The sequence below is a fragment of the Streptomyces odonnellii genome (assembly GCF_000981895.1).
GTDB lineage: Bacteria > Actinomycetota > Actinomycetes > Streptomycetales > Streptomycetaceae > Streptomyces > Streptomyces odonnellii.
This window is the reverse complement of the sequence record NZ_LATD01000123.1, coordinates 1-16,902: the sequence shown is the minus strand read 5'-3', so window position 1 is coordinate 16,902 and position 16,902 is coordinate 1. Positions and strand designations below refer to the sequence as shown.

General features: G+C 70.2%; 15 protein-coding genes. 7 read left to right on the top strand and 8 right to left on the bottom strand.

Annotated elements, in window-relative coordinates:
* The first annotated feature begins 230 nt into the window (after window positions 1-230).
* The 3 genes from tdh (at window position 231) to WH07_RS13320 (ending at window position 3,695) form a co-directional block, all read left to right on the top strand.
* Window positions 231-1,265, top strand: coding sequence for an L-threonine 3-dehydrogenase (gene tdh, locus WH07_RS13330; RefSeq protein ID WP_046499868.1), 1,035 nt, complete (start codon window positions 231-233; stop codon window positions 1,263-1,265).
* Window positions 1,266-1,470: 205 nt separating this feature from the next.
* Window positions 1,471-2,670, top strand: a complete 1,200-nt coding sequence (locus tag WH07_RS13325) for a glycine C-acetyltransferase (protein ID WP_046499866.1) — start codon at window positions 1,471-1,473, stop codon at window positions 2,668-2,670.
* Between the two features lie 110 nt (window positions 2,671-2,780).
* Window positions 2,781-3,695, top strand: a complete 915-nt coding sequence (locus WH07_RS13320) for a LysR family transcriptional regulator (RefSeq protein ID WP_046499872.1) — start codon at window positions 2,781-2,783, stop codon at window positions 3,693-3,695.
* 216 nt (window positions 3,696-3,911) lie between these two features.
* Here the strand turns inward: WH07_RS13320 and xylB are convergent, their stop codons facing one another.
* Window positions 3,912-5,399, bottom strand: coding sequence for a xylulokinase (gene xylB, locus WH07_RS13315; protein WP_046499864.1), 1,488 nt, complete (start codon window positions 5,397-5,399; stop codon window positions 3,912-3,914).
* A gap of 306 nt (window positions 5,400-5,705) precedes the next feature.
* On the opposite strand from xylB, the gene xylA reads away from it, so the two are divergent.
* Complete coding sequence (gene xylA / locus WH07_RS13310) at window positions 5,706-6,875, top strand: xylose isomerase (protein WP_046499862.1); 1,170 nt, start codon at window positions 5,706-5,708, stop codon at window positions 6,873-6,875.
* Window positions 6,876-7,096: 221 nt separating this feature from the next.
* Here xylA and WH07_RS13305 read toward each other — a convergent pair whose 3' ends face one another.
* The 3 genes from WH07_RS13305 to WH07_RS13295 form a co-directional block, all read right to left on the bottom strand.
* A complete protein-coding gene (locus WH07_RS13305; protein ID WP_046499860.1) occupies window positions 7,097-8,335 on the bottom strand; it encodes an ROK family transcriptional regulator in 1,239 nt (412 codons plus the stop codon).
* 96 nt (window positions 8,336-8,431) lie between these two features.
* Window positions 8,432-8,866, bottom strand: a complete 435-nt coding sequence (locus tag WH07_RS13300; protein ID WP_046499858.1) for a hypothetical protein — start codon at window positions 8,864-8,866, stop codon at window positions 8,432-8,434.
* Window positions 8,860-9,342, bottom strand: a complete 483-nt coding sequence (locus WH07_RS13295; protein ID WP_046499856.1) for an ATP-binding protein — start codon at window positions 9,340-9,342, stop codon at window positions 8,860-8,862. The genes WH07_RS13300 and WH07_RS13295 overlap by 7 nt, the downstream gene beginning before the upstream one ends.
* Before the next feature lie 206 nt (window positions 9,343-9,548).
* Here WH07_RS13295 and WH07_RS13290 point away from each other — a divergent pair, with 206 nt between their 5' ends.
* The 3 genes from WH07_RS13290 to WH07_RS13280 all read left to right on the top strand — a co-directional run bounded on the left by WH07_RS13290 (window position 9,549) and on the right by WH07_RS13280 (window position 11,571).
* Window positions 9,549-10,412 carry a helix-turn-helix domain-containing protein gene (locus WH07_RS13290; protein ID WP_046499855.1) on the top strand — a complete coding sequence of 288 codons (864 nt, stop codon included), beginning with the start codon at window positions 9,549-9,551 and terminating at the stop codon, window positions 10,410-10,412.
* Window positions 10,413-10,649 carry a DUF397 domain-containing protein gene (locus WH07_RS13285; protein ID WP_046499853.1) on the top strand — a complete coding sequence of 79 codons (237 nt, stop codon included), beginning with the start codon at window positions 10,413-10,415 and terminating at the stop codon, window positions 10,647-10,649. It begins immediately after the preceding gene.
* A gap of 121 nt (window positions 10,650-10,770) precedes the next feature.
* Window positions 10,771-11,571, top strand: a complete 801-nt coding sequence (locus WH07_RS13280; protein ID WP_046499851.1) for an SAM-dependent methyltransferase — start codon at window positions 10,771-10,773, stop codon at window positions 11,569-11,571.
* A 209-nt stretch (window positions 11,572-11,780) separates the two neighbouring features.
* Here WH07_RS13280 and mmsB read toward each other — a convergent pair whose 3' ends face one another.
* From mmsB to WH07_RS13260, 4 genes are read right to left on the bottom strand one after another with little or no spacing between them, the layout of a single operon-like run.
* On the bottom strand, window positions 11,781-13,046 hold the full coding sequence (gene mmsB / locus WH07_RS13275; RefSeq protein ID WP_079023195.1) for a multiple monosaccharide ABC transporter permease: 1,266 nt from the start codon (window positions 13,044-13,046) through the stop codon (window positions 11,781-11,783).
* A gap of 6 nt (window positions 13,047-13,052) precedes the next feature.
* On the bottom strand, window positions 13,053-14,594 hold the full coding sequence (mmsA, locus tag WH07_RS13270; protein WP_046499849.1) for a multiple monosaccharide ABC transporter ATP-binding protein: 1,542 nt from the start codon (window positions 14,592-14,594) through the stop codon (window positions 13,053-13,055).
* A complete protein-coding gene (gene chvE / locus WH07_RS13265; protein ID WP_046499847.1) occupies window positions 14,591-15,706 on the bottom strand; it encodes a multiple monosaccharide ABC transporter substrate-binding protein in 1,116 nt (371 codons plus the stop codon). The genes mmsA and chvE overlap by 4 nt, the downstream gene beginning before the upstream one ends.
* A gap of 7 nt (window positions 15,707-15,713) precedes the next feature.
* Entirely contained in the window at window positions 15,714-16,691 is a 978-nt protein-coding gene (locus WH07_RS13260) for a hypothetical protein (RefSeq protein WP_046499846.1), read from the bottom strand.
* Window positions 16,692-16,902: the final 211 nt, after the last annotated feature.

Below are 16,902 nucleotides of genomic sequence, written 5' to 3'. Positions count from 1 at the left end.
CCCCCGCCCGGCGCCCCCGCCGGTGCCGCAGGCGCAGTCGCGCGGGCGCGTGAAGCTGCGCTGTTGGGCCGGTTAAGAAATCCTCGATGGACTGGACGGCCGGTGCTCGGCAGATTGGTGCCCGGACACCGAACAATGATCACCGATGTCCGCACCACGGACGACATCCATGTCCGTACCACGGACATCGCGCCAGCACGATCAGCACCAGTACGCCGGGAGCCACGCCCATGAAGGCACTTGTGAAACGGAATGCCGAGCCGGGCCTGTGGCTCACGGACGTACCGGAGCCGGAGACCGGGCCCGGTGATGTGCTGATCGAGGTGCTCCGTACCGGTATCTGCGGCACCGACCTGCATATCCGTGCCTGGGACGGCTGGGCCAGACAGGCCGTGACCACCCCCAGGGTCCTGGGGCACGAGTTCGTCGGCGAGGTCGCCGCCGTGGGCGCCGACGTACGGGACGTCGCCGTCGGCGATCTCGTCAGCGGCGAGGGCCATCTCGTCTGCGGCAGGTGCCGCAACTGTCTCGCAGGCCGCCGCCATCTCTGCCGCAGCACCGTCGGACTCGGTGTCGGCCGCGACGGCGCGTTCGCCGAGTATGTCGCCCTGCCCGCCGAGAACGTCTGGGTGCACCGCGCCCCGGTGGACCTCGATGTCGCCGCGATCTTCGACCCCTTCGGCAACGCCGTGCACACCGCGCTCTCCTTCCCGCTGGTTGGCGAGGACGTACTGATCACCGGCGCGGGCCCCATCGGCATCATGGCGGCGGCCGTCGCCCGGCACGCCGGAGCGCGCAATGTGGTGATCACCGATGTCAGCCCGCACCGTCTCGCCCTCGCCCGCAAGGCCGGCGCCACCCTCGCCCTCGATGTCTCGGCCGCCGGTATCGGTATCGCGGAGGCACAGCGGCGGCTCGGCCTCAAGGAGGGCTTCGACATCGGTCTGGAGATGTCAGGCCGCCCCGAGGCGCTGCGCGACATGGTCGACAACATGACGCACGGGGGCAGGATCGCGATGCTCGGGCTACCCGCCGAGGAGTTCGCCGTCGACTGGTCGAAGATCGTCACGTCCATGATCACGATCAAGGGGATCTACGGCCGGGAGATGTTCGAGACCTGGTACGCGATGACGGTCCTGCTCGAAGGCGGGCTCGATCTCACCCCCGTCATCACGGGCAGCTACGGGTACCGGGACTTCGACGCCGCGTTCGAGGAGGCCTCCTCCGCGCGCAGCGGCAAGATCATCCTCGACTGGACCGCGTAAACCGAACCACCCCGGCCGACCAAGAACTCCGACCACGACAACCCCGGGCCACCTCGGCGAGTGAGCCGAAGGGGCGCGGTCGGTGCCGAGAGGGAGAGCGCGCGCAGGTCCGTGAGGTACGAGCGGACCGAGCACGGTCGACCGTCGGCATCGACATGCAGCGCCCCGGAGGCGAACCGAGCCTCAAGACAAAGGGAGCAAGTTGATGTTCGCGTCCGTACGGGACGATCTGTCCGCCACCCTCGACGAGATCCGCGACGCCGGTCTCTTCAAGCCCGAGCGTGTCATCTCCACCCCGCAGAGCGCGGCGGTCGCCGTCACCGAGGGCGGCGCCGCCGGTGAGGTACTCAACTTCTGCGCCAACAACTATCTCGGTCTCGCCGACCACCCCGACGTCGTCGCCGCCGCCAAGGACGCGCTCGACCGCTGGGGGTACGGAATGGCCTCCGTACGCTTCATCTGCGGTACGCAGGAGATCCACAAGGAGCTGGAGCAGCGCCTCTCCGCGTTCCTCGGCCAGGAGGACACGATCCTCTACTCCTCCTGCTTCGACGCCAACGGCGGAGTCTTCGAGACCCTGCTCGGCGCGGAGGACGCGGTCATCTCCGACGCCCTCAACCACGCCAGCATCATCGACGGCATCCGCCTCTCCAAGGCCCGCCGCCTGCGGTACGCCAACCGCGACCTCGCCGAGCTGGAGGCCAGGCTCAAGGAGTCGCAGGACGCGCGCCGCCGGCTGATCGTGACCGACGGCGTGTTCTCCATGGACGGCTATGTCGCGCCGCTCGCCGAGATCTGCGATCTGGCCGACCGGTACGACGCGATGGTCATGGTCGACGACTCGCACGCCGTCGGCTTCGTCGGCCCGGGCGGGCGCGGCACCCCCGAACTGCACGGGGTGATGGACCGTGTCGACATCATCACGGGCACGCTGGGCAAGGCGCTCGGCGGCGCGTCCGGCGGTTATGTCGCGGCCCGCGCCGAGATCGTCGCCCTGCTGCGCCAGCGCTCCCGCCCGTACCTCTTCTCCAACTCCCTCGCCCCGGTGATCGCCGCCGCGTCGGTGAAGGTCCTGGACCTGCTGGAGAGCGCGGGAGGGCTGCGGGACCGGCTGAACGCCAACACCGCGCTGTTCCGTACGAGGATGACCGAGGCGGGCTTCGAGATCCTGCCGGGCGACCACCCCATCGCCCCGGTCATGATCGGCGACGCGGCGGAGGCGGGCCGGATGGCGGAGCTCCTGCTGGAGCGCGGTGTCTATGTGATCGGCTTCTCGTATCCGGTGGTTCCGATGGACCGGGCCAGGATCAGGGTCCAGCTCTCCGCGGCGCACTCCACGGAGGATGTGGAGCGGGCGGTGGCGGCGTTCGTCGACGCGCGCGAGGCGATGCGCCAGGAGGTCTGACGGGGAGATCGGGCCGGGGGCGGGCAGGGGGCCGAAGGAGAGATCCGACAAGGGCCGCTGTTGCCCGCCCGCAGGTGCCCGAAACCGCTCTCACCTGGCAGGATGGCCGGGTGATCGATGTACGACGGCTTCGGATACTGCGCGCTGTGGCGGACCACCGCACGGTGACCGCCGCGGCCGCGGCCCTGTATCTGACGCCCTCGGCCGTCTCCCAGCAGCTCGCCGTACTGGAGCAGGAGACCGGCCACTCCCTGCTGACCCGCAGCGGCAGGGGCGTACGGCTGACGGCGGCCGGCGAGATACTGCTCGGCCACGCGCACGCGGTGCTCGCCCAGCTCGAACGGGCCGAGGCGGAGCTGGCTGCGTACGCGGGAGGCTCGGCCGGCGAGGTGACGGTCGCGGCGTTCGCCACCGGCATCGCGGAGGTGCTGGCCCCGGCCCTCCAGCTCCTGGCGGGGCCCCACCCCGACATCCGCGTCCGGGTCCGGGACGCCGAGGGCGACGAGAGCCTGCCCATGGTGCTCGACGGGCAGGCGGATCTGGCGGTCGCGGTCGAGTACCGGGGCGCTCCGCGCGAGGACGACCGGCGGCTTTCCCGGGTGCCGCTGTACGCGGAGCCGTTCGACGCGGTCCTGCCCGCGGCGCATCCCCTCGCCCTGGGCCCGGAGGTCTCGCTCGCCGCGCTCGCCGACAGCGACTGGATCGGCCCCTACCCCGGCAACCCCTGCCATGACGTCATACAGCTCGCCTGCGAACTGGCGGGCTTCGAACCCCGGCTCGCCCACTCCTCGGACGACTTCCGCGCGGTCGCCGCCCTCGCGGGCGCGGGCGCCGGTGTGGCGCTGGTCCCCCGCTCGGCCCTGCGTGGCATGGAACTGAAGGGCACGGTGGTCCGCCCGGTCTCCGGCCCGGCCGCCACCCGCAGGGTCTTCGCCGCGGTACGCCGGGGAGCCGAGGAACACCCCTTGATCCACCCGGTGCTCACCACCCTGGCCCAGGCGGCATCGGGCCTGACCACGGACTGACAGGCGGCTGACGGGCGCCACGGCCCCGACGCCGGGCCCACCGACGACCCGCGAAGTCTTCGCCGCGGTACGGGCGTCGGGTCGCCCGTCGTCACGCCGGCCTTCGGAGTCCCCGCCCGCCGGCCACCGTACGCGCACCGCGATCCGGCCGGCGCCGTCCGCGCCGGCCGACCGCTCCGTACCGTCCCCGGCTGTTACGACAGCAGGCTCGGGCTGTTACGACAACAGGCTCGGAGCCGCCCTGTCCAGGACCGAGCCGACCCGCTCCCAGGTCTCCATGTCCCGCTCCACCGCCGCGAGTTCGGTGCCCTCGCCCGTGTGCCAGGTGGTCGCGATCGCCACCGGGTCCTCGTCCGTCGCCGCGCTCGCCGCCAGGGCCGCCGCGCCCAGGGCCACCAGTTCGGTGGTGGGCGGGACGATCAGACGGCGGCCGGAGAGGCGGCGGACCGTTTCGACCCACATGCGGCCCTGGGCGCCACCGCCGATCAGCCGGAGGGGGCGGGACGCGACCTCGGGGGCCGCGGGGTCCAGACCGCAGGCGCGGAGGACCTCGTCCAGGGCGCGCAGCACCGTGACGGCCGCGCCCTCGTAGGCCGCGCCGAGGAGCTGCTGCGGGGTGGTGTCATGGCGCAGCCCGGTCAGCAGGCCCGACGCGGCCGGCAGGTCGGGGGTGCGCTCGCCGTCCAGATACGGCAGCAGTACGGCCTCGCCGCCCGGCACCGCGTCCTCCCGGTCCAGCCGGAGCAGTGCCGCCACCTTGTCCACGGCCAGCGTGCAGTTGAGGGTGCAGGCCAGCGGCAGATACGTACCGTCCGCCGCGGCGAACCCCGCGAGCGCGGGGGATGCGGGGCGGGTACGGGTGGCCGCGAACACCGTGCCGGAAGTGCCGAGGCTCAGCACCGGATGGTCCAGCAGGCCCGCGCCGCCGAAGCCCAGGCCGACCGCCGCGCTCATGTTGTCGCCGGTGCCCGCCGCGACGGCGATGCCCGCGGGCAGGCCCAGCTCCGCGGCGGACCCCGCGGTCAGCGAGCCCACACGCTCGGCGCCGGTCGTGGCGACGGCGGGCAGCAGCGCCGGGTCGAGCCCGAGGAGATCCAGCAGCTCGGGGTCGTAAGTGCCCGTCGCCGTGGCATACCAGCAGGTGCCGGAGGCGTCGCCGGGATCGGTGGCCGCCGTGCCCGACAGCCGCTCGGTGAGGAAGTCGTGCGGCAGCCGGACGGCCGCCGCGGCGCCGGCGATCGCCGGGTCGTTCTCCCGCAGCCACTGCCACTTGGAGGCCGTCATCGACGCGACCGGTACCGAACCGGTCCGCGCCGTCCAGGCCCCGGGGCCGCCCAGCGCCTCGGTGAGCGCGGCGGCCTGCGGCGCCGAGCGGGTGTCGTTCCACAGCAGCGCGGGCCGCAGCGGCCGGCCCGTACGGTCCAGCACCACGAGTCCGTGCTGCTGTCCGGCGACGGCGATACCGGCCACGGCGGAGGCGTCCACCCCGGACTCCTTGAGCCCGGCGGCGACCGCCTCCCGCAGCGCGTTCCACCACACCTCCGGGTCCGTCTCGCGCGCTCCGCCCTCACCGGTAACCCGGTGCGGCGCGCGCCCCACCGCGAGCAGCCGGCCTGTGGCGGCGTCGGTGAAGGCCGCCTTGGTGGACTGGGTGGAACTGTCCACGCCGACGACCACCGGGCCGACCACCGGGCTCTGCGACATGGACGTACCTCTTCCTGACTCGGTGCCTGCCTGGAGCACGCCTGTGACGTCGGAGATTTGACGTCGGAAAAACAAATTACGCGATGGCGCCGCGCACCGGAACGGGGGTGGCGGATCCTCGCCGGTGCCCGAACGTACTCGTCCGTGTGCACCGGGTGCCGCCCGCCCGGCGGCTCGGCGCCCGGTGCACACTGATCACCGCACCCCGGGGGTTTTGCGTACCCGCACCGGAGTGCATTATTAGTCATGTCAGGAAACAAAAAGGTCGGCACGTGCCGGACCTGAGGTACCGAAGGCGGCCAGAGAATGACGGAACGCTTCACACCCACCCCCGCGGACAAGTTCAGCTTCGGTCTGTGGACCGTGGGCTGGCAGGGCAGGGATCCGTTCGGGGACGCGACCCGCCGGGCCCTGGACCCCGTCGAATCCGTACAGCGCCTCGCCGAACTCGGCGCGTACGGTGTGACCTTCCACGATGACGACCTGATCCCTTTCGGCTCCTCGGACTCGGAGCGCGAGACGCATGTCAAGCGCTTCCGCCAGGCGCTGGACTCGACCGGTCTGGTGGTGCCCATGGTCACCACCAATCTCTTCACCCACCCCGTCTTCAAGGACGGCGCGTTCACCGCGAACGACCGGGACGTCCGCCGCTTCGCGCTGCGCAAGACCCTCCGCAACATCGACCTCGCGGCCGAGCTGGGTGCCAAGACCTTTGTCGCCTGGGGCGGCCGGGAAGGCGCGGAGTCCGGCGCGGCCAAGGACGTGCGGCAGGCGCTGGAGCGGATGAAGGAGGCCTTCGACCTGTTCGGCGCGTATGTCACCGAGCAGGGATACGACCTCAGGTTCGCCATCGAGCCCAAGCCGAACGAGCCGCGCGGCGACATCCTGCTGCCCACCGTCGGCCACGCCCTGGCGTTCATCGAGCGCCTGGAGCGCCCCGAACTGTACGGCGTGAACCCGGAGGTCGGCCATGAGCAGATGGCCGGGCTGAACTTCCCGCACTCCATCGCCCAGGCCCTCTGGTCGGGCAAGCTCTTCCACATCGACCTCAACGGTCAGAACGGCATCAAGTACGACCAGGACCTGCGTTTCGGCGCCGGTGATCTGCGCGCCGCGTTCTGGCTGGTGGACCTGCTGGAGAGCGCGGGCTGGGACGGCTCGCGGCACTTCGACTTCAAGCCCCCGCGCACCGAGGACTTCAACGGGGTGTGGGCCTCCGCCGCGGGCTGCATGCGCAACTATCTGATCCTCAAGGAGCGCGCCGCCGCGTTCCGCGCGGACCCGGCGGTCCAGGAGGCGCTGCGCGCCTCGCGCCTGGACGAACTGGCCCAGCCCACCGCGGCCGACGGACTGGCCGCGCTGCTCGCCGACCGTACCGCCTACGAGGAGTTCGACGCGGAGGCGGCCGCCGCGCGCGGTATGGCGTTCGAGCAGCTCGACCAGCTCGCCATGGACCACCTCCTGGGCGTCCGCTGACCGCATCCCCCTGCGGATTCAGCACACCCCGGCGCGGGCCGGGCCGTGACGCACACACGGCCCGGCCCGCGTCACGCTATGCAGCAGGTGCCGCGGTACGCGCAAGTGCCGCGGCACTTGGAAGCGCTCTCCGAGCGAGTGCTGTACGCACGAGTGCTCTATATACGAGTGCTCTACATACGAGTCACGGGTGTCGGTCCGTGGCGCCGCTGTGCGTACGGTCAGTCGACGGCGCGCTGTACGTACGCCACCGGATCGGCCAGCACCGCCCGTACGACCAGTGCCGCCGCTCCGCGCGCCGCGTCTCCCGCCGAGGATGACGCGCGTAGCCGCCCGCTGTCACGCGGCCACAGCCCCGACACCACCCGGGCGGTCAGCTCCCGGTCCGCCGAAGGGGACAGCCAGGGCATCAGATCCCGGTAGATCCCGCCGAGCACGACCGCCTCCGGGTCGAAGAGGTTCACCGAGCCCGACACCACCCGGCCCAGCATCAGTCCGGCCTGCTCGACTGCCGCCACCGCCCGTGTGTCACCGGCGCGCGCCCGGCGCTCCAGCTCGGCGACGCCCGGCACACCCGAGTTCTCGTCGATGCCGGCCGCCCGCAGCAGCGCGGACTGGCCCGCGTACTGCTCCAGACAGCCCCGGGAGCCGCAGCGGCAGAGCGGACCTTTCGCGTCGACCACCACATGCCCGATCTCGCCGGCGAACCCGTGCGCCCCGCGCAGCAGTTCACCGTCCAGCACCAGTGCGCCGCCCACCCCGATCTCGCCCGTCAGATAGAGGAACGTACGGAGCGGTCCGAGCCCGCCGAACCACAGCTCGGCCAGCGCCGCCAAGTTGGCCTCGTTCTCCGAACTCACCGGCAGCGCGGGCACATCGGGCCGCAGTTCGGCCAGCGCCCGCGCGAACAGCTCCTCGGCCGGGACCCGGTTCCAGCCGAGGTTCGGCGCCTGGCGGACCGTACCGCCCGACACCAGCCCCGGCAGGGCGAGTTGCACCCCCACGGGCACCAACTCCTGCTCCGCGGCGGACTCCAGGGTCCTGGCGGCGATCCGGGCACCACGGGCCAGTACTTCGGCGGGGCGGGCGCCGCGGTTGTCGATGTGTTCGGTGAGCCGGACCCGGTCGGTGCCCGACAGATCGACCACGCACACCGACACATAGTCGATGTTGATCTCGACGCCGATGCCCGCAGGTCCCGAGCGCGTCACCTTCAGTACGGTGCCGGGGCGCCCGGCGTGCCCGCTGAACGTCTTGCCGGACTCGGAGAGGAAACCGCTCTCGAGCAACTGCTCCACCAGCGACGACACCGCCGCCCGGGTCAGCCCGACCCGCGCCGCCACCCCGGCCCGGGTGGCCTCTCCCTCGTCCCGTACCGCCCGCAGCACAAGGCTCAGATTGTGCCTGCGCACCGTCTCTTTGTCGGCCTTGGGCCCGAGGGATGTGTGGTTGGTGTTCATGTCGCGGCCGAGCCTATGCGATGGGCCCCGGGCCGCGGACAGGGGCGGCCCGCCGGAGCGGCCGGCCGGCCTCCCCGGATGCCGCCGTTTTGTCGCTCAGCGCCGCGCCGTCACCGTGCCGGGTGCCGTACGGGGCGTCCACGCCGGAGCCGTCCCGGTGAGCTGACAGACCATGAGATAGAAGGGGATCGGCGGGGTGTACGGAGTGGGTTCCTCCGGCCAGTGGATCAGCCGGGGATGCGCCGCCGGGACGACCGTGCCCGAAATGTAGCGGGCCGGCGACGGCCAGCTCAGATCGAGATCGGAGCCTGCCGGGACGATCCACCACCACCAGTCCGCGTCGGCGAAGACACAGCCCTTCTTGGGCAGCCGGGCCATCAGCCGGAAGCCGTGCTCCGCCGGGACGCCCACCGCGTCACAGCCGAGCGAGGCGGGCAGTGTGGGGGGCAGCGGCAGCCCGACGCGGCGGGGGGCCATGTCCCGGCCGTCGCGCAGGCCACGTGCGAGGCGGTCCAGTGCGGTCCTCAGCACGGTTGCTCCGTTCCATGTCCGTGTGGCAGTTCGGCCCAGACCACGCGCCCGGGGCCGTATCCCGATGTGTCATGGGCTCCCCAGCCACTGCACATCGAGTCGACGAGAAACAGTCCCCGGCCTCCCTCGCCCTCGGTCTCGTCCTGGGCGGCGTCGTGGAGCTGGGGGCCCGTGGGGCCGTAGCCCTGGTCCTCCACGGCTATGCGCAGCCGGCCCTCGCCCTCCCGTATCTCACAGAAGACACGGTCTCCGGCCGCGTGCACGATCGCGTTGGTGACCAGCTCGGACACGATGAGCACCGCGGTGTCGCGGGTCTCCTCGTCCGTGTCCCACTGGGCGAGCCGGTCGCGGGTGAGCTGCCGCGCACGGGCCACTGACTCAGCGTGAGCGGGAAGCTGGAACCCGTAACGGCGGACAACGTTGCCAGATGGGCACACTGCTATGAGCGGGGGGGTGAGCGCGTTACCAGGTGCCACGACCGATTCCTAACGGTGGGGGAGCAGTGGCCGAGCGCAAAACTCTCCCATGGCAGAGCCCGACAACCGCGTGAACTGGTTCACCCACCCACTCTCCACCCGTCGGAGACACTTGGCAAGAGGCACTCTGAATATTTCAGAGTGCCGTGTTCTTCGTCCGAAAGACGTGGCAGACTGCTGGTAACCGTGCGTGGGGAGGACCCAAAGTGAGTGAACCGCGGTCCGCCCCGACCGTGGGTCAGGTCGTACTCGGCAGACGTCTGCAGGATCTACGTGAGCGCTCCGGACTGAAGCGCGAGGAGGCCGCCAAGCTGCTCCGGGTGGCCCCCGCGACGATACGGAGGATGGAGACCGCCGAGGTCGCCCTCAAGATTCCGTACGTACAGCTCCTGCTGCGCGCGTACGGGATCCCTGAGGACGAGGCCGAGGCCTTCGTCGAGCTCACCGAGGAGGCCAACAAACCCGGCTGGTGGCAGCGGTACCACGACATCCTGCCGGACTGGTTCAGCATGTACGTCAGCCTGGAGGGCTCCGCCGCCCTGCTGCGCGCGTACGAACCGCACTTCGTACCCGGGCTGCTGCAGACCGAGCAGTACGCGAGGTCGGTGATGCGGGCCGGCGCCGTGGGACAGGCGCAGCCCGAGGGGATCGAACGGCATGTGGCACTCCGTATGCAGCGCCAGTCGCTCCTCACCCGCCCGGACGCGCCCAGATTCTGGGTGATCATGGACGAGACCGTGGTGCGCCGCCCGGTCGGTGACAGCCCCGCCGTGATGCGGGAGCAGATCGACCGGCTGCTCGAAGCCTCGGCCCAGGCCAATATCACCCTGCAGATCGCGGAATTCTCGAGCGGACACCATCCCGGTACCTACGGGCCGTTCGTGATCTTCCGGTTCGCCGAACCGGAACTGCCGGACATGGTCTACAGCGAGTACCTGACCGGCGCGGTCTATCTCGACGCACGTCCGGAAGTGGCCACCCACCTGGAGGTCATGGACCGGATGGCGGCCCAGGCCGCAACTGCACAACGCACGAAGGAGATCCTCAGGGATCTCCGCAAGGAGCTGTGAATGGATCCCATATACAACGGCATGCCCGCCACCGAGCTCGGAGCCGAAGGCTGGCGCAAGCCGTGGAGCGGTGGCAATGGCGGCAACTGTGTCGAGACCATGAAGCTGGCCGACGGAAGAGTCGCCGTGCGCCAGTCCGCAGACCCTGACGGCCCCGCACTGATCTATACGACCAGCGAGATCGCGGCGTTCATCCAGGGCGCGAAGGCGGGCCAGGCAGACTTCCTGCTGACCTGACCGCCCGGCCGTCCGCCGAACCGTCCCACCCGTTCCACCGTCCTTGCCGTCCGACCCGTTCTACCGCAGACCCTGTGTTCCGCAGATCCTGCTCACCGACCTTGAGACTCATGGAGCGCACATGACCGGGAACGACCCGATCGACACCAGCAAGCCGCACCCGGCCCGGGTGTACGACTGGTTCCTCGGCGGCAAGGACAACTATCCGGTGGACGAGGAGATGGCGAAGCAGTTGCTCGCGCTGGACGCCCGGGGGCCCGACATGGCCCGGGTCAACCGGGCGTTCATGCACCGCGCCACACGCTGGCTCGGTACCACCGCCGGGGTACGCCAGTTCCTGGACATCGGGACGGGCATCCCCACCGAACCCAATCTGCACCAGATCGCCCAGGAGGTCGCCCCGGACTCCCGGATCGTCTACACCGACAACGACCCGATCGTCCTCCGGCACGCCGAGGCGCTGCTCCGCAGCACCCCGGGCGGTGTCACCGAGTACGTCCAGGCCGATGCGCGCGATCCGGAGGCCATCATCGAGGCGGCGGGGAAGATCCTCGATCTGGACCGTCCGGTGGCGCTCTCCCTGATCGCGCTGCTGCACTTCATCTCGGACGAGGACGGCGCGCACGACCTGGTGCACCGGCTGCTCGAACCGCTGCCGTCCGGCAGTTTTCTCGTCCTCTCCCATGCCACGGGAGACTTCGACCGGAGGAGCGCGGACCAGGCGCGTGAGCTGTACCAGCAGCGCGCGCTCACCCTGGCCCTGCGGTCGCGGGAGGAGTTCGCCGCGTTCTTCGAGGGTCTGGAACTGATCGAGCCGGGGGTCTCACTGGCCGCCGACTGGCGTCCGGAACTGGGAGAGGTCGTGCCGGTTCCCGGCGACGAGCCCATCCCGGGATACGCGGGCGTGGCACGCAAGCCGTAAGTGGAATACGGGGGCGCGGCGCCGCAGCACTTTTCAGGTGCGCTGCGGCGCCGCGCGTATTCGTAGCCGTATGAGCTATACGTACGGGCTCTCGGGTGTCGGGTACGGAGCGGGCGCCTGGCGTACGACCGGTGGCCCCGGGGTGCCACCGGGTACGGTGCGGGCGCCCCGGGTACGTTCGGTGGCTCCCGGGGCGCCTGGGAGCGCTCTCAGGCACCCACCCTGCGCTTGTTCCAGACGTCGAAGCCCACCGCCGCCAGCAGCACCAGCCCCTTGATCACCTGCTGGTAGTCCGGGCCGATGCCGACCAGCGACATCCCGTTGTTCAGCACTCCCAGCACCAGCCCGCCGATGATCGCGCCGAACACCGTGCCCACACCGCCGCTCATCGACGCCCCGCCGATGAACGAGGCGGCGATGGCCTCCAGTTCGAAGTTGATGCCCGCCTGCGGTACGCCCGCGTTGAGCCGGGCCGCGTAGACGATCCCGGCCAGCGCCGCCAGCACCCCCATGTTCACGAAGACCAGGAAGGTCACCCGGCGGTCCTTGACCCCGGACAGCTTCGCCGCCGCGCGGTTGCCGCCCAGCGCGTACACATGACGCCCGACGACCGCGTTGCGCATCACATAACCGAAGCCGATGAGCAGCGCCGCGAGCAGCAGCAGGACCACCGGGACACCCCGGTAGCTGGCCAGGGTCAGGGTGAAGGCGAGCACGGCCGCCGCCAGCCCCGCGCACTTGAGCAGGAACAGACCGCGCGGCAGGACGTCCAGCTCGTACGCCTGCTGCCGGCGCCGGTCCCTGACCTCCTGGAACACCGCCACGGCCAGCAGCGCCAGCCCCAGCAGCAGGGTCAGATTGTGGTAGTTGGTGACCGGGCCGACCTCGGGGAGATAGCCGGTCGCGATCTTCTGGAAGCCCTCGGGGAACGGGCCGAGAGAACGCGATCCGAGGAAGATCTGCGTACCGCCCCGGAAGAGCAGCATCCCGGCGAGGGTCACGATGAACGACGGAATGCCGACATACGCGATCCAGAACCCCTGCCAGGCCCCGGCCAGCGCGCCGATGAGCAGCCCGAGCACCAACGCGGGCACCCACGGCATGTCGTGCCGGACCATCATCACCGCGCAGGCGGCGGAGACGAACGCGGCCAGCGAGCCGACGGACAGATCGATGTGGCCCGCGACGATGACGATCATCATGCCGATGGCGAGGACGAGGATATAGCTGTTCTGGAGCACCAGATTGGTGACGTTGTTCGGCTTGAGCAGCACACCGTCGGTCCAGATCTGGAAGAGCACGATGATCAGGCCGAGCGCGATGAGCATGCCGTACTGCCGCATGTTGCGGCGCGCCGCCTCCAGCAGCAGGGCACCGGCGGTGGGGCGCCCGGACGGGGACGGCGGCGGGGCCGCGCCGGGCGCGCCCTTCTTCGGGACGCCGTCCTGCGGTGTGTCAGTGGTGACCGGACCCATGTCGGCTTACCTCGTGTTCCTGGTCATATGGCGCATCAGGACTTCCTGGGTGGCCTCCGCCCGGGGGACCTCCCCGGTGAGCCGGCCGGCCGCCATCGTGTAGACGCGGTCGCACATGCCGAGCAGCTCGGGCAGTTCGGAGGAGATGAGGACAACGGCCTTGCCCTGGGCGGCGAGCCGGTCGATGACGGTGTAGATCTCGTACTTCGCGCCGACGTCGATCCCACGGGTCGGCTCGTCGAGGATCAGCACATCGGGGCCCGCGAAGATCCACTTGCTCAGGACGACCTTCTGCTGATTGCCGCCCGAGAGCCTGCCCACCTGCTCGAAGACGGTCGGCGCCTTGATGTTCATGCTTGTGCGGTACGACTCGGCGACCCGGGTCTCCTCGTGCTCGTCCACCACGCCCCGTCTGGCCACCTTTGAGAGCGCGCTCATCGTGATGTTCCTGCCGATGGTGTCGATGAGATTGAGCCCGTACTGCTTGCGGTCCTCGGTGACGTACGCGATGCCGTGCGCGACGGCCTCCGGTACGGTCCGGGTCCGGATCTCCCGGCCGTCCTTGAACACCGTGCCGCTGATGCCCCTGCCGTACGAGCGCCCGAAGAGGCTCATCGCCAGCTCGGTGCGGCCCGCGCCCATCAGCCCGGCGATCCCCACGATCTCGCCCCTGCGGACCTTCAGCGAGACCCCGTCGACGACCTTGCGCTGCTGGTCGATCGGGTGATGCACGGTCCAGTCGCGGACTTCGAGCGCGGGCTCGGCGCCCGGATCGCCTTCGTATGCGGTGCGTTCGGGGAAACGGTGGTCCAGATCGCGGCCCACCATGCCCCGGATGATCCGGTCCTCGGTGGTGGAGCCGGCCCGTACGTCGAGGGTCTCGATGGTCCGGCCGTCCCGCAGGATCGTGACGGAGTCGGCCACCTCGGCGATCTCGTTGAGCTTGTGGGAGATGATGATCGAGGTGATTCCCTGGGCCTTCAACTCCAGGATGAGCCGCAGGAGCTGGGCGCTGTCGCCGTCGTTGAGGGCGGCGGTCGGCTCGTCCAGGATCAGCAGCTTCACCCGCTTGGCGAGGGCCTTGGCGATCTCCACGAGCTGCTGTTTGCCGACCCCGATGTCGGCGACCCGGGTCTGCGGCCGCTCGCGCAGCCCGACCCGTTCGAGCAGGGCCGCCGCGTGCTTCAGCGTCTCGTTCCAACTGATGATGCCTCTGGTGGCATGCTCGTTGCCGAGGAAGATGTTCTCGGCGATCGACAAGTACGGCACCAGGGCCAGTTCCTGATGGATGATCACAATGCCCTGGGCCTCGCTCGCCCTGATGTCCTTGAAAGCACAGGGGGCGCCCTCGAAGAGGATCTCGCCCTGGTAACTCCCGTGCGGATGAACCCCGCTGAGCACCTTCATCAGGGTGGACTTGCCGGCACCGTTCTCCCCGCAGACGGCGTGCACCTCCCCGGGCGCGACCGAGAGGCTGACGCCTGAGAGCGCTCTCACCCCGGGGAAGGTCTTCACGATGGAGCGCATCTCCAGGACGGGGGCGGTCATGTCAGGTCACTCGCCTTGATGTAGCCCGAGTCCACCAGGACCGACCGGTAGTTGGACCGGTCGACGCTCACCGGGTCCAGCAGATAGGCCGGCACGACCTTGACTTCGTTGTCATAGGTCTTGGAGTCGTTGACCTCGGGCTTCTTGTCGTTCAGGACGGCGTCCGCCATCTGCACGGCCTGCCTTGCCAGGGCACGGGTGTCCTTGTAGACCGTCTGCGTCTGCTGCCCCGCGATGATGGACTTCACCGAGGCGACCTCCGCGTCCTGCCCGGTGACCAGCGGATACGGCTTGGCCGGCGTCCCGTACCCGTCGGACTTCAGTGCCGAGAGGATGCCGATGGAGATCCCGTCGTACGGCGAGAGCACCGCGTCGACCTTGCGCGAGCCGTACGCCTTGGTCAGCAGGTCGTCCATCCGCTTCTGCGCGGTGCCGCCGTCCCAGCGCAGGGTGGTGATCTGGTCCAGCCTGGTCTGGCCGCTCCTGACCACGAGCTGCTTGGAGTCGATGTACGGCTTGAGGGTCTTCCAGGCACCGTCGAAGAAGTACCGGGTGTTGTTGTCGTCGGGGGAGCCCGCGAACAGCTCGATACTGAACGGGCCTTTCTTGCCACCGCTCTTGAGGCCCAGCTTGTCGATGAGATAGCCGGCCTGGAGGACACCGACCCGCTCGTTGTCGAAGGACGCGTAGTAGTCGACGTTCTCGGTGCCCAGGATCAGCCGGTCGTAGGAGATCACCTTGATGTCCTGGTCGGCGGCCTGCTGGAGCACATCGGTGAGAGCGCGGCCGTCGATCGCCGCGATCACCAGGACATCCACGCCCTTCGTGATCATGTTCTCGATCTGGGAGACCTGCTGGGCGACATCGTCCTCGCCGTACTGGAGGTCCGTCCGGTAACCGAGCTTCTCGAACTGGGCGACCATGTTGGAGCCGTCGGCGATCCAGCGCTCCGACGACTTGGTCGGCATCGCGATACCGACGGTGGAGCCCTCGCCGCCCTTCGACTCGTCCTTGCTGCCGCCCTCGCTGTTCTGACCGCAGGCGGCGAGGGAGAGAACCAGGGACACGGTGGTGACGGCGAGTGCGGCCCGGCGGGCACGGCGGATACGCATGGGGGCATCAGTCCTTGTCATGAGTGAGGGGAAAACGGCTGAGCGGGCCCGGCAGCCGGGAACCGAGCGGCGACATCCCGCCGTCGGCGCCATGGCGCCCGAGCAGATCGAGCACGAGCCGGCCGCGGCGTACCCGCTCGCGGGCGGCGGTGAGAGCGGTTTCACGGAGCTGAGCGCCGTACGGATAGATGCCGGGCGACTTGGAGAGCCCGAACTTGAGATAGAGCGGAGCGCCGCGTCTGATCAGCTCCGCCGTCTCGTACATCCGGACATAGCCGCCGAGGTCGTCGGGCGCCTCGATATAGAGATCCATCGGGGCGCGGCTGATCCGGCGGATCTCGGTGAGATGGGCGAGCGTCAGATCCGAGGGCACATTGATCGAGTCGGCCCCCAGCCGTTCGAACACCGCGTACGAGGCCGGATTGACCGGGCCGACGAGCGCGGAGACCTTGAGGGTGGTGTCGGCGGGCAGGATGCCCCGGGCCCGCAGCCGGTGCAGGGTCCAGAGCACGCCCTCGTCGGCGACGAGCAGGCACCGTACGCCCAGTTCGGTGGCGCGCAGGGCGTCCTCGACACAGCCCGCCATCGCGCCATGGCCCCTGGCGCGCAGCCCGGCGCCGCCGGAGTCGGTACGGGTGGAGCCGCCGGTGTCCCAGGTGCCGCGCGGCCCGGTGAACAGGCACAGCTCGATGGAGCGGGCCGCGCAGGCATCGGCCATCTCGGTGATCTCGGCGTCGGAGAGCATCCAGACACCGCTGCCCTGACTGACTCGGTGCACCGGCAGATCGAGGCGGGCGGATTCCTGGAGGACCACTGCGAGGTTCTCGGGCCCCTCGACGGAGGGGATCTCGGTACGCCAGAGGCCCCCGTCGGGGAAGGCATGGGCGGAGGTGTCCGCGGGGTGGTCCTCGGGTGCGGCGAGGCCGAGCGTGGCGAGCGCCTGCTCGCCGGGACGGCGGGGGGCGGGGGCTGATACGTCGGTCACGGACGAGTCCTTCGGTTCGGTCGGCGCGAGGGCGGTGTGTCAGGGGTGCGGTGGTGTGCGCGGCGTGTTCGGTATGCCGGACACGGTTCGAGGTGGCGGGTGTACGGCGGTACGGGGCGCTGTTCGGCGCCGCGTCAGGGGCGGCGCCGCCGGGGGAGCGGTCGGGAGCGGCGGGTGGTTGGGGACCGAGGTGGGGGCGGCACGCGGGGGA

Coding starts and splice junctions, on each gene's coding strand:
- tdh (WP_046499868.1), top strand. CDS start 231: ATGAAGGCACTTGTGAAACGGAATGCCGAGCCGGGCCTGTGGCTCACG.
- WH07_RS13325 (WP_046499866.1), top strand. CDS start 1,471: ATGTTCGCGTCCGTACGGGACGATCTGTCCGCCACCCTCGACGAGATC.
- xylB (WP_046499864.1), bottom strand. CDS start 5,399: ATGTCGCAGAGCCCGGTGGTCGGCCCGGTGGTCGTCGGCGTGGACAGT.
- xylA (WP_046499862.1), top strand. CDS start 5,706: ATGACGGAACGCTTCACACCCACCCCCGCGGACAAGTTCAGCTTCGGT.
- WH07_RS13305 (WP_046499860.1), bottom strand. CDS start 8,335: ATGAACACCAACCACACATCCCTCGGGCCCAAGGCCGACAAAGAGACG.
- WH07_RS13285 (WP_046499853.1), top strand. CDS start 10,413: ATGGATCCCATATACAACGGCATGCCCGCCACCGAGCTCGGAGCCGAA.
- WH07_RS13280 (WP_046499851.1), top strand. CDS start 10,771: ATGACCGGGAACGACCCGATCGACACCAGCAAGCCGCACCCGGCCCGG.
- mmsB (WP_079023195.1), bottom strand. CDS start 13,046: ATGGGTCCGGTCACCACTGACACACCGCAGGACGGCGTCCCGAAGAAG.
- mmsA (WP_046499849.1), bottom strand. CDS start 14,594: ATGACCGCCCCCGTCCTGGAGATGCGCTCCATCGTGAAGACCTTCCCC.
- chvE (WP_046499847.1), bottom strand. CDS start 15,706: ATGCGTATCCGCCGTGCCCGCCGGGCCGCACTCGCCGTCACCACCGTG.